This window comes from Aeromonas sp. ASNIH1 (genome assembly GCF_002934285.1).
GTDB classification, from domain to species: Bacteria; Pseudomonadota; Gammaproteobacteria; order Enterobacterales; family Aeromonadaceae; genus Aeromonas; species Aeromonas caviae.
Genome location: NZ_CP026228.1, coordinates 1,607,780 through 1,623,764, shown reverse-complemented (window position 1 = coordinate 1,623,764; position 15,985 = coordinate 1,607,780). Strand labels below are relative to the sequence as shown.

The following is a 15,985-nucleotide window of genomic DNA, read 5'->3' as shown; positions in this document are numbered from 1 at the left end:
CACGAGAGGGGCCCAAAAACAGAAACCCCCTCGCTGGCGAGGGGGTTTCGTGTTCATGGCACCCGTGGCGCCGTCAGCGCAGGGACTTGACCGAGCGGCGGACGATGAGCTCGGGCTGCACCGTCATGGACTCCACTTCCAGCTCCTTGTTGCGGATCCGGCTCACCAGTTGCTGCACCGCCAGCAGACCGAGCTCGGCCTTGGGGTGGCGGATGGTGGTGAGCGGCGGGCTGGAGAAGCGCGCCATCTCCACGTCGTCATAACCGATCATGGAGATATCGTCCGGCACCTTGACCCCGGCCTCCCAGGCGGCGCAGATGGCACCGATGGCCATGGGATCGTCGAAGGCAAAGACCGCGGTCGGGCGAGGGGTGAGGGCCAGGATGCGCTGCATGGCATCGAAGCCGCTCTGGCTCTCGTAGTCCCCTTCGAAGATCTGCTCTTCTTTCAGGGTCATCCCCTGTTCAGCCAGGGCATCGCGCACCCCGTCCAGCCGTTGCTGGGTAGTCGGCTTGGCGAGATGGCCGGTGATGCAGACGATGTTGGTGTGGCCCTGCTCCAGCAGATGGCGCACCGCCAGACGCGCGCCGATGCGGGCGTTGTCGTTGATCACGTTGGCGAAATCGCACTCGTTGCCCCAGTCCAGCACCACCTGCGGCACCTTCTTGTGGATACGCAGCATGTCCCTGAACTGGGTGTCGATATCGGTCCCCAGCACCAGCAGACCGTCCACCCGCTTCTCCATCAGCATGCGCAGATAGTGCTGCTGGCGTGGCGGCTGGTTCTCGGTGTTGCACAGGATCAGGCTGTAACCCTGCTCGAAGCAGTAGGCTTCCACCCCCTGTACCACTTCCGCGAAGAAGGGGTTGGCACTGGTGGTCACCAGCATGCCGATGGTCTTGGTCGAATTGATCTTGAGACTGCGCGCCACCGAGTTGGGCGCGTAGTTCAGCTCTGCCACCGCCTCAAGCACTTTCTGGGTTGCGTCTTCGCTGACCCGACGGGTGTGATTGAGTACATGTGAGACGGTGGAGATGGATACGCCTGCGCGCGAGGCGACATCCTTGATAGTTGCCATCTCTGTCTCCTGAATAACAAAGGCGGAACAGTAGCAGATTTCCCGAATAAAGGCTTGGTTTTAACGGGCGCTGCCAGTGAATTATCAATGCTGGCTAATCTATGCGGTCATTTCTTTTTGCGCAAACGGATTTTGGTCAAAATGAGAGCGGACGCAGAATGAAATATCGTCAGTTTTTTACTCTGGAAATTGTCACCATGACAATTTGTTATCTGTATGTTGCACCACCTTGACGACATTAAACTCCAGTAAACAGCAATAAACTGCGTGTTAGTTTCACAAAACCCCTCTCACACCTGCTCCGGTTAGTATCTTTAACATCTTGTTATTGCCCGGCGAGGAATGATAGAACCTTATCTATCGCCGGGCTGGCGGGACACAGGCTCGGAATGACGTGCATAAAATGAAACAATTCACTGATTAAGGGACGAATCAATGCATAACTTCAGCAAAATGGCAGTCAGAGCAGCGGTTTCTTTGGCTCTGTTTGGATCAGTTTCCATGGCCAATGCGGCCGACACCATCAAGATCGGCATCGCCGGCCCCCTGACCGGCCCGGTCGCCCAGTACGGTGACATGCAGTTCACCGGCGGCAAGATGGCGGTCGAGCAGATCAACAAGGCGGGCGGCATCAAGGGCAAGCAGATCGAAGCCGTCATCTATGACGATGCCTGCGATCCCAAGCAGGCCGTGGCCATCGCCAACAAGGTGATCAACGACGGCGTCAAGTTCGTGGTCGGCCACCTCTGCTCCGACAACACCCTGCCCGCCTCCGACATCTATGAAGATGAAGGGGTCCTGATGGTCACCCCCGCCTCCACCAACCCCAAGATCACCGAGCGCGGTTACCAGCTGACCCTGCGTACCATCGGTCTGGACAGCGACCAGGGCCCGACCGCCGCCAAGTACATCATCGAGCAGGTCAAACCCCAGCGCGTGGCCGTCATCCACGACAAGAAACAGTACGGCGAAGGCATCGCCTCCAGCGTGAAAGCCGCGCTGGACAAGGCAGGCGTCAAGGTCGTTGCCTATGAGGGCATCACCGCCGGCGACAAGGACTTCTCCGCCCTGATCGCCAAGCTGCAAAAAGAGAACGTCGACTTCGTCTACTACGGCGGCTACCACCCGGAGCTGGGTCTGATCCTGCGCCAGGCTGGCGAGAAGGGTCTGAAGGCCAAGTTCATGGGTCCGGAAGGCGTGGGCAACAAGGACATCTCCGCCATCGGCGGCCCGGCTTCCGAAGGCCTGCTGGTGACCCTGCCGAACAAATATGACCTGGTGCCGGCCAACGCCCCCATCGTAGAAGCGTTCAAGGCCAAGGGTCAGGACTCCTCCGGTCCGTTCGTCTGGACCACCTATGCCGCCATGCAGGCCCTGGCGGCCGGTATCGCCAAGGCGGGCGAGGATGATCCGGCTGCCGTCGCTGCCGCCATCAAGGCCGCACCGATCGACACCGTGATGGGCCCCCTGACCTGGGCGCCGAACGGTGACCTGAAAGGCTTCGAATTCGGTGTGTTCCAGTGGCACGCCGACGGTACCTCCACTCAACTCAAATAATCTGCCGGTCGGGGTGACGTGAGTCACCCCTCCTTTCTTTGCGGGCAAGTACACAGGGAACGCGGTATGTCCGAACACCTTCTTTATCTGGTTCAGCAGTTGCTGAACGGATTGACCATAGGCAGCACCTATGCGTTGATCGCCATCGGCTACACCATGGTCTACGGCATCATCGGCATGATCAACTTCGCCCACGGCGAGGTCTACATGATCGGCTCCTATGTCGCCTTCATGGTGATGGCCGGGCTCATGATGATGGGCATCGACAGCACCGTGCTGCTGCTGGGGGGAGCCTTCCTGGTCAGCATCATCATCACCGGCAGCTATGGCTGGTCCATAGAGCGGGTGGCTTATCGTCCGCTGCGGGGCGGCAACCGCCTGATCCCCCTCATCTCCGCCATCGGCATGTCGATCTTCCTGCAGAACATGATGCGGATGGCCCAGGGCTCGCGTGACATCGCCATGCCCACTCTGATCTCCGGGGGCTGGACCCTCGGCGGCGAGGATGGCTTCCAGGCCAGCCTCTCCTACATGCAGCTCATCATCTTCGTGGTGACCTTCGTCACCATGCTGGCGTTGACCCAGTTCATCGGCCGCTCCCGCATGGGGCGTGCCTGCCGAGCCTGTTCCGAAGACATCAAGATGGCCAACCTGTTAGGGATAGACACCCACGTGGTCATCTCCATCACCTTCGTGCTGGGGGCCGCCCTGGCCGCCGTCGCGGGGGTGCTGCTCGGCATGTACTACGGTGTCATCAACCCCTATCTCGGCTTCATGGCGGGCTTGAAGGCCTTCACCGCCGCGGTATTGGGCGGCATCGGCAGCATTCCCGGTGCCGTACTGGGCGGCCTGCTGCTCGGCGTGGTGGAAGCGCTCACCGCGGGCTATCTCAGCACCGAGTACAAGGATGTGATGGCGTTCGCCCTGCTCATCTTCGTGTTGCTCTTCATGCCCACCGGCATCCTGGGTCGTCCGGAGGTCGAGAAGGTATGAAAAAACAATCTATGCATGCCCTCGTGCTGCTGTTCATGACCATCACTGGCATTCTCGGCCGTCCGGAAGTGGAGAAAGTCTGATGAAACGTCAATTTATCCATGCCTGCATCGCCAGCCTGGTGCTGCTGGTGCTCTCCTTCTGGCTGCTCGGCTTCAAGCTGGAGACCGATGGCTCCCGCCTGCTGGTGGTGAGCCGCCTCGATGTATCGCTGGCCTGGCTGCTGGGGGGCGCCACCATCGTCTTCTGGTTCCAGATGCTGCGCGGCCAGATAAGCCGGCTGTTCCAGGCCTCCATCAGCGGCTTCTCCGTCGGTTTCACCAAGCTGGTGCTGCCAAGCCCCGAAGAGGCCCCCAAGCTCTATAACCTCACCGCCGTGCTGGTGCTGCTGTTTGCGGTGAGCTGGCCCTTCATGGCCTCTCGCGGCGCCATCGATCTGGCCACCCTCACCCTGATTTACATCATGCTGGGGCTGGGACTGAACGTGGTGGTGGGCCTCGCCGGTCTGCTCGACCTCGGCTATGTCGGCTTCTATGCGGTCGGCGCCTACAGCTACGCCCTGCTCAACACCTACTTCGGTCTGAGCTTCTGGGAGTGTCTGCCCATCGCAGGTCTGCTGGCGGCCACCTTCGGCTTCCTGCTCGGGTTCCCGGTGCTGCGGCTGCGGGGGGACTACCTGGCCATCGTCACCCTGGGCTTTGGCGAGATCATCCGCATCCTGCTCAACAACATGACCACCCTGACCGGCGGTCCGAACGGGATCTCCGGCATTCCGAAACCGACCCTGGGGGGCCTGGAGTTCAACCGCACCGTCAAGGATGGGGGCTTTGGCACCTTCCACGACTTCTTCGGCATCGCCTACAACGCCAACCACAAGGTGATCTTCCTCTACCTGATGGCCCTGGTGCTGGTAGTGGCGACCCTGTTCGTCATCAACCGCCTGCTGCGCATGCCGCTCGGCCGTGCCTGGGAGGCGCTGCGGGAAGACGAGATCGCCTGCAAGTCCCTGGGGCTCAACCCCACCATCATCAAGCTGACCGCCTTCACCATAGGCGCCTGCTTCGCGGGCTTTGCCGGCAGCTTCTTCGCCTCGCGCCAGGGCTTCATCAGCCCGGAATCCTTCGTCTTCATCGAGTCGGCCATCGTTCTTGCGATTGTGGTGCTGGGAGGCATGGGATCCCAGATCGGGGTGGTGCTGGCGGCCATCGTGATGACGGTGCTGCCGGAGCTCGCCCGCGAGTTCAACGAATATCGCATGCTGATGTTCGGTCTCTTGATGGTATTCATGATGATCTGGCGGCCGCAGGGACTGCTGCCCATGAGTCGACCCCATATGGAGCTGCGTAAATGAGCAACAATCAACCATTGTTGGATGTCTCAGATCTGTCGATGCGCTTTGGCGGCCTGCTCGCGGTCAACGGCGTCAAGCTGGATGTGGAAAAGGGGGAGGTGATCTCCATCATCGGCCCCAACGGGGCGGGCAAGACCACCATCTTCAACTGCCTGACCGGCTTCTATCGCCCGAGTGGCGGTGTCATTCGCTACAAGGGTGAGGAGATCCAGGGGTTGCCCGGCCACCTCATCGCCCGCAAGGGCATAGTGCGGACTTTCCAGCACGTGCGCCTGTTCAAGGAGATGACGGCGGTGGAAAACCTGCTGGTGGCCCAGCACAGGCATCTCAATACCGGCTTCATCGCCGGCCTGTTCAAGACCCCCTCCTTCCGCCGTGCCGAGAAAGAGGGGTTGGAGCAGTCCGCCTTCTGGCTGGAAAAGGTGGGCCTCAAGGATCTCGCCAACCGCGCCGCGGGCAACCTGGCTTACGGCCAGCAGCGCCGCCTCGAGATCGCCCGCTGCATGGCGACCCGGCCCGAACTGCTGATGCTGGATGAACCGGCCGCAGGCCTCAACCCCAAGGAGACCGACGAGCTCAACGAGCTCATCTCCAACCTGAGGGACGAGTTCGGGGTCTCGGTGCTGCTGATCGAGCACGACATGAAGCTGGTGATGGAGATCTCCAACCGCATCTTCGTGGTCAACCAGGGCACCCCGCTGGCCCACGGCAAACCGGACGAAATCCGCAGCAATCCGGCGGTGATCAAGGCCTATCTGGGCGAGTCGTAAGGACAAAAAGATGTTAGAACTTCGCAACGTATCGACCCACTACGGCAAAATTCAGGCGCTGCACGACGTCAGCGTCGAGGTGAAAGAGGGGGAAATCGTCACCCTGATCGGCGCCAACGGCGCCGGCAAGACCACTCTGCTGATGACCCTGTGTGGCGAGCCCAAGCCCAGCAGCGGTTCCATCTGGTTCGAGGGGGAGCAGATAGACTCTCTCACCACCGCCCGCATCATGCGCAAGGACATCGCCGTGGTGCCGGAGGGGCGCCGCATCTTCGCCCGCCTCACGGTGGAGGAGAACCTGCTGATGGGGGCCTTCTTCGTCGACAAGGCGGAGCAGCGCGGCCTGCTGGATCAGATATTTACCTTGTTCCCCCGCCTGCAGGAGCGGCTGGAGCAGCGGGCAGGCACCATGTCCGGCGGCGAGCAGCAGATGCTGGCCATCGGCCGCGCCCTGATGAGCAAGCCGCGCCTGCTGCTGCTTGATGAACCCTCCCTCGGATTGGCGCCCATCGTCATCCAGCAGATCTTCGACACCATAGAGCAACTGCGCCAGAAGGGGATGACCATCTTCCTGGTGGAGCAGAACGCGAACCAGGCGCTCAAGCTGGCGGATCGCGGCTATGTGCTGGAGAACGGCCGGGTGGTGCTGCAAGACACGGGAGAGGCCCTGCTGGCCAACCCCGCCGTCCGCCAGGCCTATCTCGGCGGCTGAGGATGCAGCAACCATCGTCACCCTTCCCCTGCCGCGCTCCCCGAGCCAGGCAGGGGAACAGCCCCCCGCCGAGGAGCACATCGTGAGCCGTGCGCGGGCGACGCAGGATCAGCACCACTTCTGGCACGATCCCGCCCTGCCCTTCATCGAGGCGCGGGCGGTGCAGGATGGCCGGCGCGTCTGCTACGACAAGCACAGCCACCCCCACTTCTCCATCGGCGCCATCACCGGCGGCCACAGCCACTACCTCAACCAGCGCAGCCTGCAAGAGGTCGGCCGCGGCAGCCTGGTGTTGATGAACCCGGAAGAGGTGCACGCCTGCAATCCCGTCGCGGACCAGCCCTGGTCCTATCTGATGTTCTACATCGACAACCTCTGGTTGCAGCGCCAGCAGGAGGAGGCCGGGCTCGGCAACGCGTTTCGCCCCTTCGACATGACCGCAAGCCGGGATCCCCTGCTCTACCAGGGGCTCTGCCGGCTTCATCGGCAACTGGTGGAGGAGCCGGATCCCCTGGCTCGCGAAGTGGCCTGCCACCTCTTCAGCCGCCAGCTTCTGGCCAGGCTCACCCCGGCCAAGTGGGATGACCGCCCTCCCCGGCACCTGCAGCGAGCCGCCGAGCTGATGCAGGACGAGAGTGCCTGCGCCCTCACCCTGGCACAGCTGAGTGCGGTGGCCGGGCTTACCCCTTCCCACTTCGTGCGCGCCTTCAGCCGCCACTACGGCATGACGCCCCACGCCTACCTGCTCGATCAGCGCATTCGCCACGCCCGCACCCTGCTGCGCCAGGGGCAGCCCCTGGCGGAAGTGGCCCTTGCCAGCGGTTTTGCCGATCAGGCCCACTTCCAGCGCCAGTTCAAACGCCGGGTGGCCGCCACCCCGGGCCAGTACAAAGCGCAGCTCGTCCCTCAGGACGAGCGCACCAGATAGGCGGCGCTGAGCAGCAGCAAGAGCGCCATGGCCCGATTGAACCAGCGCAATCGGCGAGGAGAGACCAGCCACCCCTGCAATCGGCTGCCCGCATAGGCCCAGCAGGCGATGGATCCGAGGCAGATCACCAGATAGATGCCGGTAAAGAGGGCGATCTGGCTCATGCCGCCCGCGATCCCATAGGCTCCCATCCCCATGCTGGCGGCGAGCCAGGCCTTGGGATTGAGCCACTGCATCAAGGCCCCGTACCAGAAAGCGGGGGGCACACCCTCTACTTCCTTCACCTCGCCGCTGTCCACCAGCAACTGCCAGGCCATCCAGCCGAGAAAGAGCACGCCGCCCCAGTGAATGGCCCCCAGCGCCACAGGCCAGCGGGACAGGGCGCCGCCAAGACCCAGCCCCATCAGCAGGAGCAGCAGGATGAAGCCGAGGGTGGCCCCCACCACGTGGCGCAGGCTGGCCGTGAAACCGTACCGGGCGCCGGTGCCAAGGGCGACCAGATTCACCGGCCCCGGGGAGATGGACATGGCCAGGGCAAACCCGGCCATGGATAACAGCAGACTGAATTCCATGGATGATGCTCATTCAATTGAGGGAAGCCCGAGCCTACCCGGCCCGGGCGGCCCGATATTGAAGAAAATTGCGATCCCCTGGATGCCGCCTCCATTGCACACTTAGCGCAAACCGCCGCTTGCGGTAAACTGCCCTTCAACCTTCCATTTTCAGGACATCTCAATGGACCAGTTTGCCCATATCAGCGCCCATGATGCCCACCAGAAGCTGAGCGCAGGCGAAGCCCGTCTCGTGGACATTCGCGATCCCCAATCCTTCGAGACGGCCCACGCAGTCGGCGCCTTCCACCTTACCAACGGCACCCTGGTTCGCTTTATGAACGAGGTGGACTTCGATACCCCTGTCATCGTGATGTGCTATCACGGCAACAGCAGCCAGGGGGCGGCCCAGTACCTGCTGCAACAAGGCTATGACGAGGTCTATAGCCTGGATGGCGGTTTCGAGGCCTGGCGCAGGGAGTTCCCCATCCAGGCGGGGGACGCATGACAGAGGCGGGTCGCTCCTCCTCAACCGGCATGATCCAACTGCTGGTGCTGGGTGACGCCCGCATGGCCCAGGCGCTGGTGGATTATCTCGCTACCCTGGGCATTCCGTGCGAGCTGACCCAGTCAGAGCTTGGCGTCTCGGTCTGGCTGGCAGACGAACGGCGCCTCGCCCAGGCCCAGCAGGAGGTCAAGCGCTTCCTGAGCGAACCCAATCACCCCCGCTACATGGAGGCCTCCTGGCAATCCGGCCATGCCGATGCCCGGATCGACTACAGCAAGGGGATGACGGATCCGGTCACCGATTTCCTCCACCAGGCGGGCCCCCTGACCCTGGTGGTCATCATCGCCTGCCTGGCCATCTACGCTCTGGATGCCATCGGCCTGCCCATCTTCGACGAGCTCGCCTTCCACCCCACCCTGGCCCAGTTCACCGACTGGCAGGCCTGGCGCTACGTCACCCCGGCCTTCATCCACTTCTCGGTGCTGCACCTGGTGTTCAACCTGTTGTGGTGGTGGTATCTCGGTGGCCAGATAGAGCAGCGCCTCGGCAGCGGCAAGCTGTTCATCCTGCTCATCGTCGGGGCTGCCCTGCCCAATATCGCCGAGTTCTTTGTCAGCGGCCCGCGCTTTGGCGGCCTCTCCGGGGTGGTCTATGCCCTGCTCGGCTACAGCTGGCTGCGAACCAGGCTGCAACCGGATTGCGGCCTCGCCATGCCGCCAGCCCTGATGGGCTTCATGCTGGTCTGGCTGGTACTCGGCTTCCTGGACATGCTCGGCACCCCCACCGCCAACATGGCCCATTTGGTCGGCCTGCTGGTCGGCCTTGCCCAGGGCTGGCTGGACAGGCACCACAGGCCGGGGTGAGGCCTGGTTGCCGGCAACGGCTCGGCAACCAAAGCGACCACCAACATGGCTCACCTGGCGGGTCTGCTGGTCGGCCTTGCCCAAGGCTGGCTGGACAGGCACCACAGGCCAGCCTGAGCCGATTTGCCATAAAAAAACGCCGCCCCAAGGGGCGGCGTTTTTATTGGTCGGCCGGCTTACTGCTTGAGCAGGCTGCCGTCGGTCACCTTGACCGCGGTACCGCCGCTTGCGAAGAAGCTGCCGAACTGGGTCTGCATCTCGGTGGTGACGGCGCCGGTCGGATCGAAGTTCTCGTCAGGTGCCAGCAGCGAGCTGTGCCCCCCGGCCACAAAGCGGGCCGCTCTGTGGTTGGCGGCGCCGGTGGCGGTCAGCGGTTGCAGGGCCAGGACCTTGAACAGCGGCTCGGTGCCACCCAGCGGGGCGGTGGCGATGCTGTTCGGGATCACTCGATCCGACAGGCTCAGGGCGCCGTCGCCGACGATTTCAGTGGCAAACAGCGGGAAGTCCGCCGCGATGCCGCTCCCCAAGTTGATGGGGTCTGCCGAATCCAGCACCGACTGCGCCGCGAAGCTGTAGCTCTGCAGGGTGCTGGCCGCCGTGGCCTGGGTGGCCGCATCCTGGCTCGGCAGGAACTCGTTGACGAAGCAGGTCGGCACCGCCGTCTTGCAGTTCGGGGCGTAGGCGGTGAAGGCTGCCTTCAGGGCCGCACTGCCAGCGGTCAGCACGCTCATCTGGATGGTCGGGCCGAAGGTCGGCGAGTTCAGCAACAGCGGCGCTATGCCGCCACCCGGCATGGCCAGGCCGCCAGTGTCGAACTTGAACAGGGCGTCTGCCGTCGGGTTGCCAACAGACTGGTTGGCCACCGCCAGCAGGTTGGCCCCCGCGATGGCACCCAGAGAGTGACCCAGGAAGTGTACCTTGAGGCTGCCAGCGGTGCCGATAGCCCCCTTGGCATTGGCCAGCCCCACCGCCAGACGCAGGCCAAGCAGATCCGCCACGCTCTGTTTCAGGTTGTCGCGGGCCACGGTCAGGTAGCTCAGGTTCAGGTAGGGGGTCGGGTTGTCGGAGGTGGTCACCGAGTCCATGCTGCCGGTCAGGGCGAAGCCGCGTTCACCGTGCAACGGATGATCGATCACCACCACGGCCACGTTCTTGCTCGCCTGGGCACCGGCACCAATCTGGCCAAGGGCCAGGGCGTAGGCGTTCTCCTTCACCGAGGTGACGCCGTGCTGATAGATGATCACGTCGGTGATGTTCGCCAGCGGTGCGGCGGCAAAGATCCGCATCGGGACGGACTGCACCTCTTCCAATGCCGGCAGCGGGTTGAAGCGCCCGATATTCATCTCGGGATCCAGCGCCTTGCCGCCGGAGGTGAGGGTCACCCCGATCAACTTGCTCGCCTCCGCCAGCAGCTCGGCCTGACGGCTCGGATCGGCGATGAGTTCGCCCAGCAGGGCCGGATCCACACCCGCCCCCACCAGGCCGCCGATCACTTCGGCATCCTGGGCCTTCAGGGCGTTCGCGATGGCGTAGAGGCTGGGGATGGCACCGTGCCAGGACTGGGTCTTCGCCTTGTCCCAGGAGCCGGCGGTGGTCGGGGAGGAGAGGAAGTAGGGCAGCTTGACGGTGCCGCTGTAGACGGTGGTACCCAAGGCCAGATTGTGGAGTGGAGTGCCGTCACCAAAAGCGGCGGCAATCGCATCCTTCTGCTCCTGGGGCAGGAAGTTCTCGGCGTCCAGCTGGGTCAGGAAGGGGCTGCCGCCGCTCACCGACAGGGTATAGGTGCCAGGCAGGCTGGTATTGCCCAAGGCGTCCTGCTTCCACAGGGCGGCAGCGTCCAGGGTCGGGCTCTTGAGCACGGATGCGGCCGCCCCTTTCACCGCCACCAGCACGTCGGCGCCGGACTGGGTACCGAACCAGTCGGAGAAGATCACGTGGTCGCTAGTGATGCCGGTGGCAGCCTTGAACAGCCCTTCCTGCAGCGCAATCAGGCCGCTGATGGTCTGCTCCTGGGCGTTGCTGCCGGTGCTGGTCTTGTAGTTGCTGTAGTCGCTACCCGGTCGCAGGGGGGCACCCGTGCTGTCTTTGAGGGTATCGGTCGCCACTATCATGTAGTAGGAAGAGGGGTTGAGCGGCTTGAGCGGCACCAGATTCAGCTTCCCGGTCGTCTCGGCCACCACGAAGTCCACCCCGTAGGTCAGCACCTTTTTCACGCCGCTCGGACGCAGGGCCGCACTGTCAAACTCCAGCTCCATCAGGTAGAGGGGGGCCACGGAGGCTGCGAATTCAGCAGCGGCCGGCGCCTTGACCTGGATGCCGGAGGCCGTCACCGGCACTATCTGGATCGCCTGGGTAGTCGACCAGCCATCCAGGGTGGAGAGGGCGGACACCGGGTTGGAGAGATCCGCCGTTTCCGTGGAGAATTTCAGGGTACCGTCGGTCGCACGGGCTGCCAGGGCGCTGGGTCGGACCGCATTGGAGCCGCTCAGCAGATAATCGAGATAGCTTGAGGTATCGCCTGTGTTGTCGTCACTGCCACCACAACCGCTCAGCAGCGCACTGACGACGGCCGCGTAAATTAGCTTTTTCTTCATATCCTTATCTCTTTTATGTTGTTATCCATGATGAGCCTGACGGGGTAGGGTTCAAACCCGACCGAATCATATTAACAGCAACGCAACAATTAATAAGCCTCTGGTCAGTCATCTGATCTGATTTTTTTGTGTACACCATCAAGGAATTGGAATTGATTCCCGGTGTCACAGGGTAGCAGCAAGGGTGCATCAACCAGACCCGACCAGAGCCCGGCTGGATCCATGGCGCAAAAAGCCGCTCCGATCTCGGCAAAGGGGACGATTTGTCGGTAGAATGGCGCCATTGCTTAAGGAGACCCCCATGATCGACCCGAAAAAACTGGAAGAGATCGCCAAACAGATACACAACGCCCTACCCCCCGGCATTCGCAGCATGGGTGAAGAGGTGGAGAAAAAGACCCGTCAGGTCTTGCAGGCCCAGCTCAACAAGCTGGATCTGGTGAGCCGCGAGGAGTTCGACGTGCAGACCAAGGTGCTGCTGCGCACCCGGGAGAAGCTGACCGCCCTCGAGGCCAAGCTGGCCCAGCTCGAGCAGCAGCTCGCTGCCAAGGGCGAATGATCCGGCGTGACCCGCCGTAGATAGCACAAACCCCAGCCAGGCTGGGGTTTGTCGTTTTTATGGGGACAACGAGTTTCTCATCCCCCTTCTCTCGCAAGACGATAAGGGGGCAGATCGACGCTCTGCGGTTGGCCGTGGTCAGATAAACTCGTAGGCATCGCCGAAGATGCGCTCGGGCTCGGCGCCCAGCACCTTGAACTCTTCCCGCGCGGCACCGGCCATCTCGAAGCGGCCCGCCACATAGATGTCGTAGTCATGCAGGCTGACGAAGTCATCCATGATGGCCTTGTGCACCAGCCCGGTCCTGCCGGTCCAGTCGCTCTCGGGCTCCTGCACCACGGGAATGAAGGTCAGCGGCGCATAGTCGCGCTCCCACTGCTGCATCTGCTCCAGCTCGTAGAGCCAGTGCGCCTGGCGTACCCCCCAGTAGAGGAACACCGGACGCTTGCTGCCGCTGCCGATCAGGTATTCCAGGATGGCGCGGGCATAGGAGAAGCCGGTGCCTCCCGCCATCAGGATCAGCGGTCGGGGGGATTCGTCGCGCAGGAACGCCTTGCCGGCGGCCAGCTCGACCTCGATCTCTCCCTGCTCGCGCATGCGGGCCAGCACCTGACCGGCATAGGCATTCTCGGGAGTGGCACCGATCTGCAGCTCCAGCACGCCGGAGCGGGTCGGCGAGTTGGCGATGGAGAAGGGGCGCTTGTCCGAATCGCTCATCACCACCAGCAGATACTGGCCCGGCTTGAAGCTCACCTCCTGCTGCGGCGCCAGCGCCACGTGCCAGATGGTGTCGACATATTCGCGCAGTTCCTCTACGCGGCACTTGATACGTTGCATTCTTGTCCTTGTGAGGGGCCTGCCCGGCCCGCTTCGCTCATGGTTTCACTGTTTTTATGGCGACCAGTTGGTGGTCAGGTCCGTCGAGCATACCCAATTCGGCACGGCAATACCGCACTTTTGCGTCACAATGGCCGCTCCCCATCGGGGATCCCTCAGTCGAGGATCTTCAGCTCATCCCAGATGGCATCGATCTTCTGCTTTACCGCCTCGTCCTGAACGATGGGCTGACCCCACTCCCGATTGCTCTCCCCCGGCCACTTGTTGGTGGCATCCAGCCCCATTTTGGAGCCGAGCCCGGAGACCGGAGAGGCGAAGTCCAGGTAGTCGATGGGGGTGTGCTCGATCAGGGTGGTGTCGCGAGCCGGGTCCATCCGGGTGGTGATGGCCCAGATCACGTCCTTCCAGTCGCGGGCGTTGATGTCGTCATCGCAGACGATCACGAACTTGGTGTACATGAACTGGCGCAGGAAGGACCAGACTCCCAGCATCACCCGCTTGGCGTGGCCAGGGTAACGCTTCTTGATGGTCACCACCGCCATCCGGTAGGAGCACCCCTCCGGCGGCAGGTAGAAGTCCACTATCTCGGGGAACTGCTTCTGCAACAGCGGCACGAACACCTCGTTGAGCGCCACCCCGAGCACCGCCGGCTCATCGGGCGGACGGCCGGTGTAGGTGCTGTGGTAGATGGCATCCCGGCGCATGGTCATGTGGGTGATGGTGAAGACCGGGAACTCGTCCACTTCGTTGTAGTAGCCGGTGTGATCGCCGTAAGGCCCTTCGGGGGCCATCTCCCCCGGCTCCAGATAGCCTTCCAGCACGATCTCGGCGCTGGCGGGCACTTCCAGATCGCAGCTCAGCGCCTTCACCACCTCGGTACGGCTGCCCCGCAGCAGACCGGCAAAGGCGTATTCGGAGAGGCTGTCCGGGACCGGCGTCACCGCGCCCAGGATGGTCGCCGGATCGGCGCCCAGCGCCACCGCCACCGGGAAGCGTTCGCCCGGGTGGGCCTCCTGCCACTCGCGAAAATCGATGGCGCCGCCCCGGTGATCCAGCCAGCGCATGATCAGCTTGTTCTTGCCGATTTTCTGCTGGCGATAGATGCCGAGGTTCTGCCGCTTCTTGTAGGGACCGCGGGTGATGGTCAGACCCCAGGTGACCAGGGGCGCCACATCCCCGGGCCAGCAGTGCTGGATGGGGATCTGATCCAGATCCACCGCGTCCCCTTCCAGCACCACCTGCTGACAGGGGGCCGAAGAGAGCCGCTTGGTCGGCATGTTGAGCACCTGCTTGAAGATGGGCAGCTTCTCCATCAGCTCCTTGAGCCCGCGAGGCGGCTCCGGCTCTTTCAGATAGGAGAGCCAGGTCCCCACCTGGCGCAGGGCGCTGACGTTGGGCTGGCCCATGCCCATGGCAACCCGGTCCGGCGTGCCGAACAGGTTGGTCAACACCGGCATGGTGTAGCCCTTGGGATTCTCAAACAGCAGAGCCGGGCCCCCCGCACGCAGGGTACGGTCGCTGATCTCGGTCATCTCCAGATAGGGGTCTATCTCGCGACTGATGCGCCTGAGCTGTCCGTTTTGTTCCAACTGCGCGATAAAATCACGCAAGTCCTTGTATTTCATGCAAGTACCCCAGCGGGATCAGGTGGTCCCGCATTATAACCCTGGCGGCGTATCCGGTGTACCCGTATCGGACCTCATGACGGACGAGGCGTGTCGCCGCTCCTGAAGCGTCAACCGGTTTGCCAATTGACCCAGGAGCCTGGGCTCGTCCATCTGCAACAACAGGCCGGCCACCAGCCCGCCATACTGGTGCTTGCCGAGTTCGGCCAGGAGGAACTGCTGGGCCCCGTCCGGCAAGGGGGAGAGGCGGCTGAGCTGGTGCAGGGCGGGGACCATCAGGCGGCTGTTCTGGCTGGCGGCGATCAGCAGATCGCTCGCCTCCTGACCTGAATAAAAGCGGGAAATGGTGTGTAGCGCAGTCAGGCTATCGTGATCCACTGGCTGACGCCACAGCTTGAGGTAGAGTGCCGTCTCCCCGGTCTGTTCGATGAAGTGCAGCAGCAACTGGTTGTCCGGCAGGAAGAGATTGAGGGCGGCAAGCCGCTGCGCCTCCCGGCGCAGCACGGATACCGGCTGCCGATCGAGCACCGCCAGCAGGGCCTGCTGCTGCTGTGCCAGCTCGGGATTGCGGCTGTAGTAGACCTGCTTGAAGTCGAAGCGATCCTGCTCCAGCAACTGGCGATAGTTGTCCTGCCAGGCCAGCTGCTGCCAGTGGCTCAGCACCAGCCGGGCCTCGGCGGGGAAGTCATAGGCGGGTAGCTGCACCAGGAAACCGTCCACCTTCCCTTCCACCAGCCATTGTGGCGCCTTGGCCGCTTGTGCCCGCACCCAGGCCAGCAGCGCCGGGCTCGGTGCGCCCGATGACTTGAGCTCACCCAGCAACTGGAACAACAGGAACTCCCGCTGCCCCACCGACAGGGTCTCGAGCAACGAGTCCATGGCATCAAACTGCCCGAGCGCCATGCGGCCGTCCAGGTACGCCCGATGCCCCTCCAGTCCCTCGTCCGCCACCAGGGGAGCCTGCAATTGCGGCGGGGAGTCGGCATGCACCGGGGCCGCCAGCCACAACCAACCCATCCATATGAACAACACCAGCTTCATGACGTCCCTTTCCTTGTG

General features: G+C 63.0%; 15 protein-coding genes. 9 read left to right on the top strand and 6 right to left on the bottom strand.

Annotated elements, in window-relative coordinates; genetic code table 11:
- Window positions 1-73: 73 nt before the first annotated feature.
- A complete protein-coding gene (locus tag C2U37_RS07885) occupies window positions 74-1,078 on the bottom strand; it encodes a substrate-binding domain-containing protein (protein WP_042017407.1) in 1,005 nt (334 codons plus the stop codon).
- 435 nt (window positions 1,079-1,513) lie between these two features.
- Between C2U37_RS07885 and C2U37_RS07880 the strand changes: the two genes are divergently transcribed.
- From C2U37_RS07880 to C2U37_RS07855, 6 genes are all read left to right on the top strand, one after another.
- Window positions 1,514-2,635: a branched-chain amino acid ABC transporter substrate-binding protein gene (locus C2U37_RS07880; protein WP_039041003.1), complete on the top strand. Its 1,122-nt coding sequence runs from the start codon at window positions 1,514-1,516 to the stop codon at window positions 2,633-2,635.
- Between the two features lie 66 nt (window positions 2,636-2,701).
- On the top strand, window positions 2,702-3,628 hold the full coding sequence (livH, locus tag C2U37_RS07875) for a high-affinity branched-chain amino acid ABC transporter permease LivH (protein ID WP_010672383.1): 927 nt from the start codon (window positions 2,702-2,704) through the stop codon (window positions 3,626-3,628).
- An 82-nt stretch (window positions 3,629-3,710) separates the two neighbouring features.
- Entirely contained in the window at window positions 3,711-4,979 is a 1,269-nt protein-coding gene (locus tag C2U37_RS07870; RefSeq protein ID WP_039041002.1) for a high-affinity branched-chain amino acid ABC transporter permease LivM, read from the top strand.
- Complete coding sequence (gene livG, locus C2U37_RS07865) at window positions 4,976-5,749, top strand: high-affinity branched-chain amino acid ABC transporter ATP-binding protein LivG (protein ID WP_010672381.1); 774 nt, start codon at window positions 4,976-4,978, stop codon at window positions 5,747-5,749. Before C2U37_RS07870 ends, livG begins: the two co-directional genes overlap by 4 nt.
- Window positions 5,750-5,759: 10 nt before the next feature.
- Window positions 5,760-6,461, top strand: a complete 702-nt coding sequence (locus tag C2U37_RS07860) for an ABC transporter ATP-binding protein (RefSeq protein ID WP_053288910.1) — start codon at window positions 5,760-5,762, stop codon at window positions 6,459-6,461.
- A gap of 82 nt (window positions 6,462-6,543) precedes the next feature.
- On the top strand, window positions 6,544-7,389 hold the full coding sequence (locus tag C2U37_RS07855) for a helix-turn-helix transcriptional regulator (protein WP_104452078.1): 846 nt from the start codon (window positions 6,544-6,546) through the stop codon (window positions 7,387-7,389).
- Here the strand turns inward: C2U37_RS07855 and C2U37_RS07850 are convergent.
- On the bottom strand, window positions 7,368-7,961 hold the full coding sequence (locus C2U37_RS07850) for a LysE family translocator (protein WP_053288912.1): 594 nt from the start codon (window positions 7,959-7,961) through the stop codon (window positions 7,368-7,370). The genes C2U37_RS07855 and C2U37_RS07850 overlap by 22 nt on opposite strands.
- Before the next feature lie 163 nt (window positions 7,962-8,124).
- On the opposite strand from C2U37_RS07850, the gene glpE reads away from it, so the two are divergent.
- Window positions 8,125-8,448: a thiosulfate sulfurtransferase GlpE gene (glpE, locus tag C2U37_RS07845; RefSeq protein WP_005307320.1), complete on the top strand. Its 324-nt coding sequence runs from the start codon at window positions 8,125-8,127 to the stop codon at window positions 8,446-8,448.
- A 29-nt stretch (window positions 8,449-8,477) separates the two neighbouring features.
- Window positions 8,478-9,311, top strand: a complete 834-nt coding sequence (glpG, locus tag C2U37_RS07840; protein ID WP_029313427.1) for a rhomboid family intramembrane serine protease GlpG — start codon at window positions 8,478-8,480, stop codon at window positions 9,309-9,311.
- Window positions 9,312-9,487: 176 nt separating this feature from the next.
- Here glpG and C2U37_RS07835 read toward each other — a convergent pair whose 3' ends face one another.
- Window positions 9,488-11,905 carry a VolA/Pla-1 family phospholipase gene (locus C2U37_RS07835; RefSeq protein ID WP_053288913.1) on the bottom strand — a complete coding sequence of 806 codons (2,418 nt, stop codon included), beginning with the start codon at window positions 11,903-11,905 and terminating at the stop codon, window positions 9,488-9,490.
- A gap of 301 nt (window positions 11,906-12,206) precedes the next feature.
- Between C2U37_RS07835 and ubiK the strand changes: the two genes are divergently transcribed.
- Window positions 12,207-12,464, top strand: coding sequence for a ubiquinone biosynthesis accessory factor UbiK (ubiK, locus tag C2U37_RS07830; RefSeq protein ID WP_010672374.1), 258 nt, complete (start codon window positions 12,207-12,209; stop codon window positions 12,462-12,464).
- Between the two features lie 138 nt (window positions 12,465-12,602).
- On the opposite strand, the gene fre is transcribed toward ubiK, so the two are convergent.
- The 3 genes from fre to C2U37_RS07815 all read right to left on the bottom strand — a co-directional run bounded on the left by fre (window position 12,603) and on the right by C2U37_RS07815 (window position 15,967).
- A complete protein-coding gene (gene fre / locus C2U37_RS07825) occupies window positions 12,603-13,301 on the bottom strand; it encodes an NAD(P)H-flavin reductase (protein ID WP_010672373.1) in 699 nt (232 codons plus the stop codon).
- A gap of 155 nt (window positions 13,302-13,456) precedes the next feature.
- On the bottom strand, window positions 13,457-14,926 hold the full coding sequence (gene ubiD, locus C2U37_RS07820) for a 4-hydroxy-3-polyprenylbenzoate decarboxylase (protein ID WP_010672372.1): 1,470 nt from the start codon (window positions 14,924-14,926) through the stop codon (window positions 13,457-13,459).
- A gap of 33 nt (window positions 14,927-14,959) precedes the next feature.
- The gene (locus tag C2U37_RS07815) at window positions 14,960-15,967 is read right to left on the bottom strand and encodes a hypothetical protein (protein WP_010672371.1); all 1,008 of its coding nucleotides are present in this window, start codon (window positions 15,965-15,967) and stop codon (window positions 14,960-14,962) included.
- Between the last annotated feature and the right edge of the window lie 18 nt (window positions 15,968-15,985).